Origin of the sequence: Alcanivorax sp., assembly GCF_040119285.1 — a bacterium.
GTDB lineage: Bacteria > Pseudomonadota > Gammaproteobacteria > Pseudomonadales > Alcanivoracaceae > Alcanivorax.
On record NZ_JBEDTY010000004.1, the window covers coordinates 104,070 to 121,491 of the forward strand.

The window sequence follows — 17,422 nt, forward strand, 5'->3', positions numbered from 1 at the left end:
TTCGCTACTAATGGGGCTTTTGCAGAGGCGAGAGGCTTTCTCTAAAGCTCGGCGTACTATTCAAACAATGTTTCTGCCAAGGTTGCTTCATCAAAATGACGACGACCCTTGAACGCGATCGCATGCTCGCCTGGCTGGCGCATGGCGCCGGCAGACGGTATTCCCATGGGCCATAAATAGAACCGCTCTGCCCGTTTTGAGATTGGCACAAGCCCACGGGCATTGAACAGGCTGGCGACAGTACCATCTTTATGTTTCAACGCTCGGAGCGCGTTGGCATCAGCCAGCTGATAGGAGCTGGTGGGTAAGAGATCTGATGTCGGGGTCACGCGAACCAGATAATGGGTGTCTGGCTCCAGCAACAGGGTGAGGCGTTCATCATGGGCATCCATCACGTGGCCGGGATAGAACACCGGCTTATCACCCTCTATGTCTGCCGCTTTCAACGTCGGGTCGACAGGATAGATTTTGTGATAACAGCCACAAGGGTGGATGCTGTCGTAAAACAAAACCTTGCCATTGGGCTTGAGGGTCACCCGCCAAATTATCCCATCAAGAGAGCCCGCATAGGTATCCAGCCAGCCCTTTTTCGGGCGCTTGCTGAACCAAAACTGGTAGTTGATTTGTAGAAGGTTTTTGCTACGAAAATGGGTCCAGCTCGGCCAAGTATAACTGACAGGTGTCTCAGTGCGGATTACCGGCGTACGCGTTTCATCTAGCTGAATCCGCCCCGGCACATTCCAAGGCTGGGTGTCGGACACCGCAACAACCGGCGCGTAGTGCGATAACATTGCCTGCCATTGCTCTGTGTCCGGCAAAGGTATGCGCAGCGGATTCGCCGACAATACGTCCGGCGTCACCGGCACAGTGCCCCCCGTAGGCGGCGAAAATTGTTGCTGAGGTTGACGCGCCGGATCGCGAAAACGCGCACTCATTTCCCGGTGATAATCATCAATCGATCCTGTGGCCAGCCAGGCCATAAGAGGGTACATCCCGGCTACCCGCAACCACGTAGCGTAACTGTCTGGAATCTCGGCTTGGGGTAACACAGAAAAATCTGTTCGCGCGGCAAGCACCGGTAGGCAGGAGGCCAACAATGTTTGCGCTGTTTGCGGGGAAAAACCATCGCCATCCGTGGTGAGCCGCTGAACCAGCACGGACTGATCTCGCCAAGCCTTGGCTGTAGCCAAACGAATCCACTGTTGTTGTTGAGGCTCGCTGACGGCCTTGCGCTGCTGAAAGGCTAACCAGCGATCCACGCCCAAGTGGGGGAAGCCTGTCAGCGTTCGTGCCTGCGCATCATCAATGCCGGCTCGGGCCAGGGCCTGCTGCAAAGCAAAATACCCGGTTTCGCAATCGGTGTCAGCCAGCCCGGTGAGCGGCAGGCTCAACAACAGTAGAGTCAGTGCGTTGCGCATTACCAACATAGTCTCCAGCGCGGCCAGCGCCGCTTCCCTCTGTCCGGGTGTGAGCCGGTCAGCCAACCATTGTGGAGTTCCGCCACCCGGGCGACCCGTTGCCCTGAGACCGCCGCCATTACGCGATCCCACCGGGGGTAATGGCACATTAGCCTGTTGCGACTGCCGCAGCCCGCGCGGCTTGAACGATTTCAGGTGTCAGTGTCATCGAGGCTGCGACAACCCTGCGGTGATAACACCACCGTGCAGCCTTCTCCCAATGCAGGCAATAACGGTGCCAGCAGCTGAGAATCTATACCCTGCTCACGCTTCACTCATACCGTTCCCAGCCCCCCACAATGGCCCAGCAAAGAATAAAAACGCAGTGCATGTTTGGCGATGGCGATGAGAGAGGGAACAACCAACGCCGGTACACTGCGAACCACCCGCCCTGTCTGTGTGAGCAATCTCTAGTGTGGATCCACCTTGCCACGCAGGGATTTGGTTTTTCCGTGCTTGGTCTTGCTGTCCAGGCGGCGGCGTTTGCTCCCCAGGGTAGGGCGGGTGGCCTTGCGGGGTTTTTGTTCCACCGTCACGTTTTTTATCAACTGGGCCAGCCGGGCCAGAGCATTTTCCTTGTTCATTTCTTGGGTGCGGAACTGCTGGGCCTTGATCACCACCACGCCATCACTGGTAATGCGCTGGTCGCTCAACGCCAGCAGTCTTTCCTTGTAGCGATCGGGCAGGGAGGAGGCGCGAATATCGAAACGCAGATGAATCGCCGAGGCGACCTTGTTCACGTTTTGGCCACCGCTGCCCTGGGCGCGAATCGCTTGCAGATCGATCTCGTTGTCCGGAATCTGTACATTACGACTAATTTGAAGCATAACCATAACTGCTGCAAAGGGGCTCCAGCCTAACAATAAGAAACAGCAATGACTATTATCTCGCCGAGTGCTACACGCCAATAACCATTCCTACGGCATCGGCAACAGGGAAACCCAGCAGAAAGTATGGGCCCCTTGTTGTTATTTATCGTTATGGGCTCGCTCTGTCGCCAGTTCTAACCATGGTCGCAAAGTATACAGCGCGCCCTTTTATTATTAATTTTCCGGTCTTTTTACCTGGCTGCCAAGTTACCCTGCGTATGTTTTACGCAACGAAGGCACTATCGAAGGCACTATCAAGGGCATTCTCGCAGTGCCAAAACGCGTTTGCGCAAGTCGCTGGCTTGCACCTCCTGAGGCGACACCCCTGTGCCCACGGCCAATTTGATGCGTGACCAGAAACGACGGGGCAGATGCGTCAAGGCCTTGCCGCCCTTGTGGCTGAAAAAGCTGCCCCACAGCCCCGACAAGGCCATGGGAATCACTGGCACGGGGCTGTCGCTAACAATTTTTTCAATCCCGGCGCGGAATTCATCAACCTCGCCATCTTCGGTTAGCCGGCCTTCTGGAAAAATACACACCACTTCCCCGGCAGCCAATTCTTCCCGAATACGCACAAATGCCCGTTCGTAAATCTTCGGATTACGGGATTTGGAATCAATCGGAATCGTCTTGCCGGTGCGGAAAATATAATTCAGTACCGGCATATCATAAATCGGTTTAAACATCACAAAACGAACCGGGCGGCGGATGGCGCCTGCCAACAACAATGCATCCACGTAGCTCACATGATTACAGACCAGCATGCAGGGCCCTTCATCCGGAATATTGTCCATCCCCGTATGCTTTACACGGTACATGGTGTGGGTAAGCATCCACACCAACAAGCGGATCAGAAATTCCGGCACCACGGTATAAGTATAGGCGGCCACCAGAATATTGCTCAGAGCCAGGGCAAGGAAAAACTGTGGAACGGTTATTTCCAACAAACCGATCAAGACAATACCCGCCACCGCGGACAAGACCATCAGCAGGGCATTGAGAATATTGTTGGCGGCAATGATCCTCGACAGGTGCTTGGGGTTGGCCCGGTGCTGGATAAAGGCAAACAATGGCACAATATAGAAGCCACCGAACACCCCGATACCGAGCAGATCCAATAGCACGCGATAACCACCCGCCTGCTGCAGGAAGCTGGCGACGCCAATACTGTTATTCGTTACCGATCCAACGTCTGCCAATCCGGCATAAGAAAAGAACAAATCGATACCGAACACGCTCAAGCCAATAGATCCCAACGGCACCAGCCCCAATTCTACCCGCTTGCCCGAGAGCTTTTCACACAGGAACGAGCCCAAACCGATCCCCACGGAAAAGGTGCCCAGCAGCAAGGCGTACAAACCATCGGTGCCGAACAGATAATCGTCCACATAGACTTTGAGCTGCGTGGTATACGCCGCCCCCATAAACCAAAACCAGGAAATCGCCAGCACGCACATCCACACGGATTTCACTTCCCGTGCATAGCCGACGATGTGCCAGGTTTCTTTCCACAAATTCCAGTTTATCTTGATAGAGGTATCCGCTGCCGGAGCGGCAGGAATCCCCCTGGCCGCCAGGTAACCCAACAGCGCCAGTCCTACCACCGTCATGGCAACCACACCATCACCCACGCCATCCATCTTCAAAAAAACGCCAGAAATGGAGCCCAGCAAGATCGCCATAAAGGTGCCCATTTCCACCAGCGCGTTGCCGGAAACCAATTCCTTGTCTGTCAGATGTTGGGGGATAATCGAATACTTAATCGGCCCGAAAAAAGTGGATTGCAGACCCATACAAAACAGCACTGCCAACAAAAAGTAGACACCATCAAAAAAGAAGCCCACTGCAGCGGCGGACATAATGAACACTTCCACCATCTTGATCTTGCGCACCAGGGTTGCCTTGTCGTACTTGTCTGCCACTTGACCAGCCAGGGCGGAAAACAAAAAGAACGGGACGATAAACAATGCTAACGCTACATTGTTCAGTGTGTTAACGCTGACCGTGCTAACGACGCCAGAAGCAATAAGAAGAATCAGTGCTTGGCGAAACACATTATCGTTAAAGGCCCCCAAGAATTGGGTAAAGAAAAACGGCCCGAAACGCCGTGAGACCAATAATGAAAACAACCCTTTTTTCACTGTTTATTCCTTTTTACCGTTGTCGCCATCATCCGTTTTAATAGGCGAGCTAAAATTTGCACTCTCAACTGCTTTCCAGCCCCGCCCAGCTTTTCAGATAATTTTCCAGCAATGAATCCAACATTGCCTGTTCATCCACTTCACCGGTCACCTCAAGCTTGTTCTCTGCTGCCAATGCCGCGATGCCATGGACACTACTCCACAGGGTTCGGGCTGCCAGATGAATCGCCTCGACAGATTGCCGATCCGCCATCCGGGCCATTTGCTGTTCCACCCGCTCGAACAACTGCGTGGTACGTTGCTGATACCAAGCCGGCACGGGCGCCGCATGTTGCATACGGTGCATAAAGACCATCTGCCACAGAGCGGTTTGCGTGCGCGCCAGGCGCAGGTAGGCGCTAGCCATTTTATGCAATGCCTGGGAAGGGCCCAGATCGACCGGTGCCCTCATATCCGCTAACAAGATGTCGAGTGTGGCCGCATTGGCATGCAAAATCAGGTCATCGAGATTGGTAAAAACGTGATACAGCATCCCCGGGGTATAGCGTATTTTTTCAGCGACCTTGCGCACACTGAGTTTGGCCAGCCCTTGCTCTGCAACCAATTCACGCACCGCTTCGATTGCCAGTGCCTGAAGTTCTTCACGACTATGTTGATTTCGGCGTGCCATGGTTAATGCTCAATCGTCTTTTTGTTTTAGACATACAGCCCGCATAAGACAAGTAATGGCCATGCGATAGTGAACGGCTTTTATTGCCCAGTGCATCATTATTCTCGTTACAAGCACTCCAGACTATCTCCATCACGCGCTATTCTTTGCCGGGCACCCGCCTCATTATTCTCTTTCATACGGTGTTCAATCAATACAACGATTAAACATCGTTTAATAAAAGGCGGTTACCGAGTATCACGTAGCATGCTCAGCAGGATGGGGCCCCCGGTCGGCGGCCAATGGGGCGGGCGGGGTTACCGGCCACGATGGTCCAAGGCGGCACATCACGGGTGACCACCGCACCCATGCCTACCACCGCATGATCCCCCAGGGTAACGCCATCAACGATGCCCGCCCGGGCACCCATCCAGACATCACAGCCAATGCGAATCCCACGGGAGCTCACCGGCTGCTCGCGCACCAACCGGTCTGCCTCCATGCCATGATTAAACGCAAAGAGGGTGCAATAAGCGGCAATGCGGGTGTCATCACCGATCTCAATACCCGCTGCACCTCCTTCCATGCTCACATGATGGTTAATGCTGACCCGCTGACCCAACCGAACAGGGCCATGAATAACGCAATCCGCGGCGATTTGACAGCCATCTCCCAGAAAAATATCGCGACCCGGCTCGGCTAACAGAACCGCCTGCGGCGCCACAAAACAATCCTGCCCGCAATGCACCGTTTCCAGTGCCATCAACCGGTGCTGGATCTCCTGCTGCCAGGGCTCCACCCAAGCTCTATGCCTGGGTTTCAAGCGGCCGTACAGCCAAGGCATGTAGGCTAGACGCTGTTTATGCTGTTCGCGGTAATCGTCTTCGCTCATTGAGCCCCTTGGCCGGCAGCCTGCGATGTTGTACGACCCCCTCCAAGGTGCGAAGCTTGGCCCAAGGAAAGAAGCGATACCAGGATCGCAACCTGCCCTGGAAGATTGGCCGTTCTCATTAATGCCTTCTCTCAATAACAACCGATTCGCACCTTGAGAGGGGCTCCTACAAAAATAGCAGTTTAGCAGTCACCGCCCTTGCAGTAGCATAACGCCCGAAAACAAGGAGAACACCGTGAAGAAACTACTGCCCATTGCAATAGCCCTGATATTAGCTGGCTGTCAGAATATGGAATCAGCCACGCCCTGGATCAACATGGGCAACCAGATGGCCAAAAACGCCGGTTACAACACCGAAGAAAAGCTGGCCGCCGGAATCAAAGAAGCCCTCATCAAAGGCACCGATGTGGCGGCCAGCCAGCTGTCCCAGGAAGGGGCCATGAATATGAAACTGCCTAAAACCGCGGATCCGGTTACCAATACTTTGCGTAAGTTCGGCCTTGGCAGCTACGTGGATCAGCTGGAAAAAGCCATGAACCGCGGGGCAGAAAAGGCGGTGGCCTCCGGCGCCCCCGTATTCAAAAACGCCATTAATGCCATGAGCGTAGATGATGCCCTGGGAATCATTCAAGGAGGGGACACCGCTGCTACCACCTACTTCCGCGGCGAGACCGAAAGCAGCCTTCGAGAGCGCTTCCAGCCCATCGTGGAAGACAACCTGCGCCAGACCGGTTTTTACGACCAATACCAGACAATGCTAGGCGCTTATGATAAGTTACCACTTACTAACAAGCCCAGCCTCGATCTGGACAGCTACGTCATCGACAACAGCATGAATGAGCTATACACACGCATCGGCGAGCAAGAAACCTTGATTCGCCAGAACCCCATGCAGCAGGGTAGCGCACTGATCGGAACAGTATTTGGCAACGCTAACGCTAACTAGCCAGCCTAACTCCTTGCAGGAGCATCGCTGGCGGCGCGCGCGAACGCCACGAGCCTCAAGCTGAAAAACTGGACAGCCACCATAATCTAAAGTGTCATGGTGGCGAGCCCAAAGACTGAGCGCGGGCAATCATTAAGCCACTCCGCGCCATACCACGTTAAAGACTGTCATTGCTCTCACGCCACCTGCGCTAGCGTTAGCTGGGCGAAGCGGGCGAGCAGGGCGCTGGCATCCCGGCATTCGCGCACATTCTGAAGGTGCGTATCTACCTGTTGCTGCATTAAGCCCTCACCACTCAATCTCTGCAGGTAGGAACGCATCACATCTGCACTGAATTCAGGGTGGAACTGCACTCCCCATACTCTCTCTCCATAACGAAAGGCTTGGCAGGCATCATGCACGTTACTGGCCAGCACGGTGCTACCCGGGGGAGGAGTAAGCACTGACTGCCTGTGCACCACTTGCGCCCACGGATGGCCAGCCATGGCCCCTAACAGCGCATCCTGCTGCCCAGCCGCAGTAAACCGCAGCGGCACTGTGCCCACTTGCATCCCCAGGGGATTATCCGCCACTTCCCCGCCCAGCACCTGGGCCAGCAATTGGTGACCAAAACACAGGCCCAACACAGGCAATTGCGGAGCGCTCTCCACGGTAGCAAAAAGCCAATGAGCCAGCTGCTTCATCCACGGCTGGGCTTCGGTGACCATGGCGTGAGAGCCGGTGATCACTACACCCGCCAACGATTCCAGGGCGGGCAGCGAGCGCTCCTTAATGGCATTCACTCGTATCACAGGCGATACCGTGCCCAGTCCGTGGGCAACCCAGTCATCGAAATCGCCATAGTGTTCGCGAATCTGTGGGTAAGTATGGCCAGTTTGAATAATAGCGATCGGCTTGGGGTTGTTCATAACACTCTCCTTGTAGAGGAAGCCTCAGCAAGGGGTGTACCAACTTTTCCGTAGCAAGCTCAAAGCTAAAAAGTGCGATGCTGCTCCTCATTAACAGACAGGCCTTGGCCGCACTCACAGCAATCGAAGTGCGGCGGGGCGCTCATCGATTCACCGCCAAGCCCAATCATGTTTCAACGTTGAACTTTCAACTCAAATCCCGGTGCCTCGGGCAGCTGATGAGATGGTCATTCACCATGCCGGTAGCCTGCATAAAAGCATAAGCGATGGTAGGGCCGACAAACCGGAAGCCACGTTTCTTCAGGTCCTTACTCATAGTTTGGGCCACCGCGGTGGTCGTGGGCACTTCTTGCAGCGTGCGGTAATGGTTAATCTGCGGTTCCCCCCCTACAAAACCCCACAGATACTCAGCCAGAGTGATGCCTTGCTCGCGCAGAGCCAGATAGGCCTGGGCATTACCAATGGTGGCCGACACTTTCAGACGATTGCGGATAATGCCCGGGTCAGACAGCAAGTCGGTCACTTTCCCCTCGTCATAGCGGGCAATTTTCTCCGCATCGAAGCCATCAAACACCTGCCGGTAGCGCTCACGTTTACGCAATACGGTAATCCAGCTCAACCCGGCTTGAGCGCCTTCCAGATTCAGGCACTCGAACAGGCTGCGATCATCATGGTCGGGTACGCCCCACTCATGGTCGTGGTAGTGCTGATAAAGCGGATCATCTCCGCACCAGGGGCAACGCTCGTTCATTCTTTCACCTCTCTCTTCTCTGCCCGGCAGCCGGCAGCCGCCACCGGTATCACCGATCGGGCCGGGCCGGTATACTTGGCGCCTTTCGCGGCCATCCCTCGCGACCATCTGGGACCGGAATACCTTTACCGAATAACAGGATTCACCATGGCGGAACAACCGCAAACGGATATTTTGACCTTTCAAGGCCTTATTCTTGCCCTGCAACAGTACTGGGCTGAACAGGGCTGTGTCGTTGTGCAGCCGCTGGATATGGAAGTAGGCGCAGGGACTTTCCACCCCTCCACTTTCCTGCGCGCCATTGGCCCGGAAAACTGGAACAGTGCCTATGTGCAGCCCTCCCGCCGACCCACCGATGGTCGCTACGGGGAAAACCCGAACCGGCTGCAGCACTATTATCAGTTCCAGGTGGTGCTGAAGCCATCGCCAGACAATATTCAGGAGCTCTATCTGGGCTCGCTGCGTATGCTGGGCTTTGATCCACTGGTACACGACATCCGTTTCGTGGAAGACAACTGGGAATCGCCCACGCTGGGCGCCTGGGGCCTGGGCTGGGAAGTGTGGCTGAACGGCATGGAAGTCACCCAGTTCACCTATTTTCAGCAAGTGGGCGGTATCGACTGTTATCCGGTCACCGGTGAAATTACCTATGGACTGGAACGCTTGGCCATGTACATCCAGGGCGTGGATTCCGTCTACGACCTGGTGTGGTCAGATGGCCCCTTCGGCAAGGTGACCTACGGTGATGTGTTCCTGCAAAACGAAGTGGAAATGTCCACCTTCAACTTCGAACACGCCAATGTTGACGAGCTTTTCAAGCAGTTCGACCTGTTTGAGGGCGAATCCTCCAAGCTGATTGACGCGGGCCTGCCGCTGCCGGCCTACGAGTACGTTCTCAAAGCCTCCCATACCTTTAACCTGCTGGATGCCCGCAAGGCTATTTCTGTCACCGAGCGTCAGCGCTTTATCTTGCGTGTGCGCACACTGGCACGGGCGGTGGCCCAGGCCTACTTCGACAAGCGGCGTGCGCTGGGCTTCCCCATGGCGGATGACACCATTCGCGAGGAAGTAATGGCAGAGCTGCAAAAGCAGGATGACAAGGCCGCCAAGCAGGCCCAGAAAGACGGCCAAAAGAATAAGGGGAAGCAATAATGTCCCGGGATTTACTGATTGAACTGGGCACCGAAGAGCTGCCCCCGAAAGCGCTGGCCTCACTGAGTGCTGCGCTGACTGATGAATTTGTCCGCCAACTGGATGAAGCTGGCCTGAACCACGGTGCTGTAGAACGTTTTGCCGCCCCTCGCCGTCTGGCTTTGCTGGTGCGGGATCTGGATGAGAAACAGGCCGACCGCGATATCGAACGCCAGGGCCCTGCGGTGCAGGCAGCCTTCGACAGCGATGGCAACCCAACCAAGGCCGCCCAAGGCTTTGCCGCCTCGCTGGGACTGACCGTAGACCAGCTCGGCCGCCAGGACACCGGCAAAGGCGAACGTCTGGTGGCGCAAATCACCGAGCAGGGCAAAAGCGCCGCCGAACTGATCCCCGCCTTTTTTACCCAGGCTATCCAGAAGTTGCCGATCCCCAAACGCATGCGTTGGGGCAAGCGCAAGGTGCAGTTTGTGCGCCCGGCCCACTGGCTGGTGGCGTTGTTTGGTGACGAAGTCATTCCGTTTGAGCTGCTGGATCTGCAATCTGGTCGCACCAGTTATGGCCACCGCTTCCACGCTCCAGGCGCTATCGAACTGGCAACTGCCAGCGAATATGCCCAGCGCATCGAAAACGACGGTCACGTGCTGGCAGACTTTGATCGCCGTAAAGCCATGATTAAAGAACAGACCTTGGCGGCCGGCAAAGAAGCCGGCGGGGTCGCCCAGATCAATCCCGAGCTGCTCAACGAAGTCACCGCTCTTGTGGAATGGCCCGAAGCACTCATGGGTAGTTTTGATGATGACTTCCTGCGCGTTCCCCAGGAAGCCCTGATCAGCGCCATGGAAGAGCACCAGAAATATTTCTCGGTGCTGGATAACGACGGCAAGCTGATGCCCCGCTTTATTACCATCAGCAATATCCAGTCCAAGGACCCTCAACAGGTGATCCACGGTAACGAGAAGGTCATCCGTCCACGCCTGGCCGATGCCGCCTTCTTTTACGACAACGATTGTAAGCGCACTTTGGCTCAGCATGCCGAAGGCTTAGCCAATGTGGTATTCCAACAGCAGCTGGGTACGGTGGCTGACAAATGCCAACGCATCGGTGGCCTGGCGGCGGTGATCGCCGAACAAATGGGGGGTGACGCGACTAACGCCAAGCTGGCCGGCGAACTCAGCAAAGCCGACCTGAACAGCGAAATGGTCGGCGAATTCGACACCATGCAGGGCATCATGGGCTTCTATATGGCCCAACGCGAAGGCCAGCCGGAAGAGGTGGCGAACGCCTTGTATGAACAGTATCTGCCACGTTTCGCCGGCGACTCCTTGCCGCAAAGCAAAACCGGCATGGCTGTTTCCCTGGCCGACAAAATCGATACCCTGGTAGGCATCTTCGGTATTGGCCAGAAACCCAGCGGCACCAAAGATCCCTATGCGCTACGTCGCGCTACCCTTGGCGTGCTGCGTATTATCATCGAGCATGAACTGGCGCTGGACCTGCGTGAGCTATTGGATAAGGCAGCCGAACAGCTGGGCGAACGTATCGATGCCGCCCAAGTGGATGACGCTTTCGAGTTCATCAAAGGCCGTTACCGCGCCATTTATCAGGAACAAGGCATCGCCACCCCGGTGATCTTGTCGGTGTTGGCCATCGACGATGCTTGCCGCAAGCCACTGGACTTCGACCGCCGGGTGAAAGCAGTGGCGGCCTTCCAGCAACGTGAGGAGGCGCAAGCACTAGCGGCTGCCAACAAGCGCGTCTCTAACATCCTTGCCAAGCTGGATACCGCACCCGCCGAAGAAATCGATGGCGCCTTGCTGGAAGATGAAGCAGAAAAAACGCTAACCAACATGGTTGTGGCCGCATTCGAACAGACCTACGAACTGCTGGAAGCCGGCGACTATGCCAGCGTGCTGGAAATGCTTGCGCAACTGCGTGAGCCTGTGGACACCTTCTTTGACACCGTCATGGTAATGGCAGAAGACGAAGCGGTGCGTAATAACCGGTTAGCGTTGCTCGCCTTCCTGCGCGACCTGTTCCTGAATGTGGCGGATATCAGTTTGTTGCAAGAATAAAAACCGTGCACTAAAACCTAAATAAAGGCCGCTTCGTCAGCGGCCTTTATTACAACTGCCGTAGAAGCATTGCTGGCCACGATGACGATGGTCTACGGCAGAGGAAAAAGATTCGCTCATGAGTAAGATTATTATTCTCGATCGTGACGGTGTCATTAACGAAGACTCCAATGCCTACATCAAAACGCTAGACGAGTGGATTCCTATCCCCGGTAGCATTGACGCCATTGCCCGCTTAAGTAAAGCAGGCTATATCGTGACAGTGGCGACGAACCAATCGGGTATCGCGCGGGGCTACTATGATGTGGCCACGCTAGAGGCCATGCATGATCAACTTCGCACCTTGGTAGCAGAGCAGGGCGGCAAGCTCGGCAAGATCGTCTACTGCCCCCACGGTCCCGATGACGGTTGTACTTGCCGCAAACCACTACCCGGTCTTATCGATCAGATTGTTACCGAGTATGGCGATGTGACCGGGGCTCCGTTGATTGGTGATAGCCTTAGAGATCTTGAAGCAGGACTCGCTCGCCATTGCCTACCGGTACTGGTACGCACCGGTAAAGGAAACAAGACTCTTGAAAAGGGCCTGCCTGACTCCTTGGGCACCGTTGCTATTTATGATTCCCTCGCTGACTTTACAGATCACACCTTGAAGGAAAAGGCATGACCCAGCAGGCCCCACCGTCGCTGTCGATTAAGGTCCGCAGCGCACTTTTTTTTGTGCTGTATAGCCTTACCGGCATTTTTCACAGTTTCTTATGCGTCCTTATCGGCCCCTTTCTGCCACGACATGCACGCCACCGGTTTATTAACCAGTGGACTCGTTTTGCCATGTGGCTCGACCAGCGGCTCAACCGTATTACCGTAAAGTTAGAAGGGTACGAACACCTCAGCGAAGACGTCTACGTCATCCTCGCTAACCACCAGAGCAGCTGGGAAACCTTTTACCTACAAGTACTCATTAGCCCACAAGCCACCGTGTTAAAAAGAGAACTGCTGTGGATTCCTTTCTTCGGCTGGGGCTTGGCGTTGCTTAATCCTATTCGCATCAACCGAAGTGATGGCAATGGTGCGCTGAAATCCGTTCTTTCCCAAGGCAAACAACGCCTCAAAAGCGGCCTGCCGGTGCTCATCTTCCCGGAAGGAACACGACAACCGCCCCACACCTTGGGCAAGTTCAACCACGGTGGCAGTTTGCTAGCAAGCCAAGCTGGTGTACCCGTTATTGCGATTTCTCATAACAGCGGAAATTGCTGGCCGCGAAAAACTTGGATCCGTTATCCCGGTACGATCACCTTGCGCATAAGCCCCCCCATTTCGACCGAAAATAAAAAAGCCAAGCAGATAACCGCTGAAGTACAGCAATGGATAGCGGATCACTACCCGAATTAAAACGTATAACCTTCGCTATTCTATTAGTATGAGCGGTTGGTAAACTTGGTAAAGGAGTTACTTGGGGGCATTTAATCGCTTTTATATTGCCAAGCCCTTTTAAAATAATTACAGTCTGGGCCGTTATTCAATGACCTAAAACAAGGGCACCTTAATGAGCATTAATCTTGACGAACTGTCTGTCGAAGAGCTGGAAAAACTGATTAAGCAGGCAGAGTCCGCGCTGGATAAAAAGCGTAAAGCCGATTTGAAAAATGCCCAGGCTGTACTGGAAAAAATGGCCAAGACTCTGGGTGTCGATCCTCAAGATCTGCTGAAAAGCTCTGCTGACAAAAATAAGGCTACCCGCAAAAAAGCGGCTAAGAAAAAAACCGGGGTACGTCGACCTGCAAAAGTAAAATTCCGCGATCCTAACAACAGTGGCAACACTTGGACCGGCCGCGGCAAACGCCCGCTGTGGTTGCAGGATGCCTTGAGCAAAGGCGCCAAGCTGGAAGATTTTGCGGTATAACAAATTACCGCACTTTGCAGTAATACAAAAAAGCGAACCCTTGGGTTCGCTTTTTTAATACGTGTTACAAGTAACGTTCCGCTTACAGTGTCTCTTTACACATCCAAATTAGATACCTGAAGCGCGTTGGACTCGATGAACCGACGGCGTGGGTCCACATCGTCACCCATCAGGCAGGTGAAAATCTGGTCCGCTGCGATGGCATCTTCGATGGTCACCTGCAACATATGGCGGCTTTCCGGGTCCATTGTGGTTTCCCATAACTGATCCGCGTTCATCTCACCTAGCCCTTTATAACGCTGGAAACTGGTGCCACGGCGAGCTTGAACCATCAGCCAGTCCAGAGCTTCTGCGAAATGACGGATAGGCCGCTGTGACTCACCACGTTGAATATAAGCATCCTCAGCTAGCAAACCTTCCAGGGTTTCTCCCAAAGCCTTGATTTTGTGATAGTCCGGTGACTGCAAGAAATCCAGTGTCACCCTATATTCGCGGGGCACACCGTGAGCGAGTACTTGCACACGTGGCAGATACAGGCCCCGTTCCGCATCCCGCTGAGCCGTAATCGTGAAGGTCTGGGTCGCATCAGTAATCGCATCCACACGTTTACCCAGGATCTCACACCATTGCATCATGGCGGTTTCGTCATTCAATGAAGCTTCGCTGAGTGACGGCATATAAATCATCTGTTCCAGCACTTCTTCCGGGAACACCCGGGACTGGCGATCGACAATCTTCATTACGCTACGGTATTCGGTAATCAGCTTGGCCAGGGGCTCACCACTGATAGGCGGAGCATCATTACCCGGATACAAACCCGTTTTGTCCAGCGCCAAGGTAGTCAAATACTCCTCCATGGCTGGATCATCCTTCAGGTAGGTCTCCTGCTTGCCTTTCTTCACCTTGTACAACGGCGGCTGAGCGATATAGACGTAACCACGCTCAATCAGCTCGGGGAGCTGACGGAAGAAGAAGGTGAGTAACAGGGTACGGATGTGTGACCCATCCACGTCAGCATCGGTCATGATGATGATGCGGTGGTAACGCAGCTTTTCGATATTGTACTCATCTCGTCCAATACCACAGCCCAGGGCCGTAATCAGGGTACCCACTTCCTGAGAAGACAACATCTTGTCGAAACGGGCTTTTTCCACGTTCAGAATTTTACCCTTAAGCGGCAGAATCGCCTGGTTCTTGCGGTCTCGACCCTGCTTGGCCGAACCACCCGCAGAATCACCCTCCACAATGTAGAGTTCAGACAACGCCGGGTCTTTCTGCTGGCAATCCGCCAGTTTTCCGGGCAGGCCGGCAATATCCAATGCCCCTTTACGGCGAGTCATCTCACGGGCTTTACGAGCCGCATCACGGGCACGGGCCGCATCGATAATTTTCTGTACAATACTGCGTGCTTCCCCCGGATTTTCCAGCAAATAATCCTGGAAAAGATCGCCCATGGTTTGTTCCACCGCACTTTTTACCTCGGAGGACACCAGCTTGTCCTTAGTCTGGCTGGAGAACTTGGGATCCGGCACTTTCACGGAAACCACCGCAGTCAGCCCTTCCCGGGCATCATCACCGGATGGATTAGCTTTTTCCTTCTTGAGGAACCCTTCCTTGTCCATGTAGCTGTTCAAGGTACGAGTCAGCGCCGCCCTAAAGCCTGCCAGGTGAGTACCACCATCGCGCTGGGGAATATTGTTGGTAAAGCAGAAGATATTTTCCTGATAGGAATCATTCCACTGCATGGCCACTTCTACCGCAATACCATCCTCTTCGCGCTCATAGTTGAAGTGAAAGACCTGGTTTAGCGCGGTTTTGTTGGTGTTGAGGTAGCTGACGAAAGCACTCAAGCCACCTTCATATTCGAAAACGTCCTCGTCGCCGCTACGCTCATCCATCAAGTGAATACGCACACCGGAATTCAAGAAACTCAGCTCACGCAAGCGTTTAGCAAGAATATCGTAGTGGAATTTGATATTACTGAACGTTTCCTGGGAAGGGCGAAAGTGCACCGCCGTGCCGCTGGAATCAGTCGTGCCCACCACTTCCAGTGGTTTGGCTGGCACCCCGTGATTATAAATCTGCTCGTGGACCTCGCCATTACGGCGGATAGTCAATTTCAGCTCTTCTGACAAAGCATTTACCACTGAAACGCCCACACCATGCAGGCCACCGGACACCTTGTAGGTGTTATCGTCGAACTTACCACCAGCGTGCAGCACCGTCATGATCACTTCCGCTGCACTAACACCTTCTTCCTCGTGCATATCGGTAGGAATACCACGGCCATTATCCTGGATAGACATGGACTCATCGGGATGGATGACCACTTTGATTTCAGAGCAAAAACCGGCCAGTGCTTCATCGATGGAGTTATCTACGACCTCAAACACCATGTGGTGCAGGCCTGTGCCATCATCCGTATCACCGATATACATGCCTGGACGTTTACGTACGGCATCCAATCCTTTCAGCACCTTAATGCTGGATGAATCGTAATTTTTCTCCGCCATGGTATTTCCTTATTTGCTCTCGGTGAGGGATCGCAGCTTTCCATGTTCCACGTGGAACATTTTGCTCTCGACCGACTGTAATGCGTCATTATCATTAACGATGGCAGCCCATTGGGGCATATCCAGCGCGGTAATTAATGTTTGGTGGCCCGTGGTGGCTAGATAGCCAAGCAATTGATTACGGTGCTCTTCGTCCAACTCAGCAGCCAGATCGTCCACCAACAGGGTGCAAACCTTGCCTGACTGACTAATCATGGGCAGCTGAGCCAACACCAGCCCATAGGCGACCAACTTGGCTTGCCCGCGAGATAAACGATCGCGGGCGACAACGCCGTGGCTCTCTATACGGATATCACTGCGGTGAAACCCGGCTTGGCTAAAACCACGCCGCAAGTCATCAGACTGAAGACGCGCCAATGCTTGGGCATAGGACTCACCCTTATGGAGCCCTGTTTGCAACCTAAGACGTATTTTCAGCTCCGGCGCCAGTACCGTTAAGGCCTCATCAAGACCACGCTGCAGGGCATTCAGATAGCCTCTGCGTAACCCTTCGATTCTATCAGAAGTCTGCGACAGTTGCTGATTCCAAAAGCCCAGTTCGCGCAGGCTCGGATGACCGGTTCGTAGAAGGGCGTTGCGCTGCTTCAACGCGGCGGAGCCCGCCCGCCACAGCGGCATAAATTGATGTTCCACGTGGAACATTCCCCAGTCCAAAAACCGGCGGCGCAGCTGGGATGCACCAAAAACCAACTCAACCGAAGTAGGATGCAACGCCAATACCGGCAACAAGGCAGCCACTTCACTTAATGCCTTGGGTGTCTGCCCATCCAGCTTGATAGCATCAATTCCCCCAGGCGTACGACGAACACCGACACGGTGAATATCCTGAACACCCACCACTTCAGCGTACAAAGTGGCGGCCTCAGCGCCATCACGCACCAACCGCGACAGACGACCACCACGAAAGGAGCGTCCGCCACTACCGATAAAGTAAATCGCCTCCAACAAGCTGGTCTTGCCGCTACCATTATCCCCAAGGATTACATTAAGGGACGGCGACAGATCCACTTCAGCAGTGCTGTAATTACGGAAATTGCTTAACTGAAGACGGCTAAGCATTGGAGAGGCAACAGCGGTCAGAAGGGAGAGGAGGGGAGAACATCAACGGG

15 protein-coding genes are annotated in these 17,422 nt (G+C 54.3%); 6 read left to right on the forward strand and 9 right to left on the reverse strand.

Features of this window, described 5'->3' with window-relative positions; genetic code table 11:
* Window positions 1-56: 56 nt before the first annotated feature.
* The 5 genes from ABNH10_RS01480 to ABNH10_RS01500 all read right to left on the reverse strand — a co-directional run bounded on the left by ABNH10_RS01480 (window position 57) and on the right by ABNH10_RS01500 (window position 6,008).
* On the reverse strand, window positions 57-1,565 hold the full coding sequence (locus ABNH10_RS01480; RefSeq protein WP_349384430.1) for a hypothetical protein: 1,509 nt from the start codon (window positions 1,563-1,565) through the stop codon (window positions 57-59).
* A gap of 302 nt (window positions 1,566-1,867) precedes the next feature.
* A complete protein-coding gene (gene arfB, locus ABNH10_RS01485) occupies window positions 1,868-2,284 on the reverse strand; it encodes an alternative ribosome rescue aminoacyl-tRNA hydrolase ArfB (RefSeq protein WP_349384431.1) in 417 nt (138 codons plus the stop codon).
* A gap of 296 nt (window positions 2,285-2,580) precedes the next feature.
* Window positions 2,581-4,467 carry an MFS transporter gene (locus tag ABNH10_RS01490; protein ID WP_349384432.1) on the reverse strand — a complete coding sequence of 629 codons (1,887 nt, stop codon included), beginning with the start codon at window positions 4,465-4,467 and terminating at the stop codon, window positions 2,581-2,583.
* A gap of 64 nt (window positions 4,468-4,531) precedes the next feature.
* Window positions 4,532-5,137, reverse strand: coding sequence for a TetR/AcrR family transcriptional regulator (locus tag ABNH10_RS01495; protein WP_349384433.1), 606 nt, complete (start codon window positions 5,135-5,137; stop codon window positions 4,532-4,534).
* Between the two features lie 250 nt (window positions 5,138-5,387).
* Window positions 5,388-6,008, reverse strand: coding sequence for an acyltransferase (locus ABNH10_RS01500; protein WP_349384434.1), 621 nt, complete (start codon window positions 6,006-6,008; stop codon window positions 5,388-5,390).
* A gap of 235 nt (window positions 6,009-6,243) precedes the next feature.
* Here ABNH10_RS01500 and ABNH10_RS01505 point away from each other — a divergent pair, with 235 nt between their 5' ends.
* On the forward strand, window positions 6,244-6,954 hold the full coding sequence (locus ABNH10_RS01505) for a DUF4197 domain-containing protein (protein ID WP_349384435.1): 711 nt from the start codon (window positions 6,244-6,246) through the stop codon (window positions 6,952-6,954).
* A gap of 176 nt (window positions 6,955-7,130) precedes the next feature.
* Here the strand turns inward: ABNH10_RS01505 and ABNH10_RS01510 are convergent, their stop codons facing one another.
* Window positions 7,131-7,862, reverse strand: coding sequence for a glutamine amidotransferase (locus ABNH10_RS01510; RefSeq protein WP_349384436.1), 732 nt, complete (start codon window positions 7,860-7,862; stop codon window positions 7,131-7,133).
* Between the two features lie 187 nt (window positions 7,863-8,049).
* Window positions 8,050-8,613: a DNA-3-methyladenine glycosylase I gene (locus ABNH10_RS01515; protein WP_349384437.1), complete on the reverse strand. Its 564-nt coding sequence runs from the start codon at window positions 8,611-8,613 to the stop codon at window positions 8,050-8,052.
* Between the two features lie 147 nt (window positions 8,614-8,760).
* On the opposite strand from ABNH10_RS01515, the gene glyQ reads away from it, so the two are divergent.
* The 5 genes from glyQ (at window position 8,761) to ABNH10_RS01540 (ending at window position 13,740) form a co-directional block, all read left to right on the forward strand.
* A complete protein-coding gene (glyQ, locus tag ABNH10_RS01520) occupies window positions 8,761-9,765 on the forward strand; it encodes a glycine--tRNA ligase subunit alpha (RefSeq protein ID WP_349384438.1) in 1,005 nt (334 codons plus the stop codon).
* Window positions 9,765-11,837: a glycine--tRNA ligase subunit beta gene (gene glyS, locus ABNH10_RS01525; protein WP_349384439.1), complete on the forward strand. Its 2,073-nt coding sequence runs from the start codon at window positions 9,765-9,767 to the stop codon at window positions 11,835-11,837. The genes glyQ and glyS overlap by 1 nt, the downstream gene beginning before the upstream one ends.
* 118 nt (window positions 11,838-11,955) lie before the next feature.
* Window positions 11,956-12,504, forward strand: a complete 549-nt coding sequence (gmhB, locus tag ABNH10_RS01530; protein ID WP_349384440.1) for a D-glycero-beta-D-manno-heptose 1,7-bisphosphate 7-phosphatase — start codon at window positions 11,956-11,958, stop codon at window positions 12,502-12,504.
* Window positions 12,501-13,229 (forward strand): lysophospholipid acyltransferase family protein, encoded by a 729-nt coding sequence (locus ABNH10_RS01535; RefSeq protein ID WP_349384441.1) that lies wholly within the window; start codon window positions 12,501-12,503, stop codon window positions 13,227-13,229. The genes gmhB and ABNH10_RS01535 overlap by 4 nt, the downstream gene beginning before the upstream one ends.
* Before the next feature lie 154 nt (window positions 13,230-13,383).
* A complete protein-coding gene (locus ABNH10_RS01540) occupies window positions 13,384-13,740 on the forward strand; it encodes an H-NS histone family protein (RefSeq protein ID WP_349384442.1) in 357 nt (118 codons plus the stop codon).
* Between the two features lie 95 nt (window positions 13,741-13,835).
* On the opposite strand, the gene gyrB is transcribed toward ABNH10_RS01540, so the two are convergent.
* Window positions 13,836-16,253 (reverse strand): DNA topoisomerase (ATP-hydrolyzing) subunit B, encoded by a 2,418-nt coding sequence (gene gyrB, locus ABNH10_RS01545; RefSeq protein WP_349384443.1) that lies wholly within the window; start codon window positions 16,251-16,253, stop codon window positions 13,836-13,838.
* A gap of 9 nt (window positions 16,254-16,262) precedes the next feature.
* Complete coding sequence (recF, locus tag ABNH10_RS01550; protein WP_349384444.1) at window positions 16,263-17,372, reverse strand: DNA replication/repair protein RecF; 1,110 nt, start codon at window positions 17,370-17,372, stop codon at window positions 16,263-16,265.
* Between the last annotated feature and the right edge of the window lie 50 nt (window positions 17,373-17,422).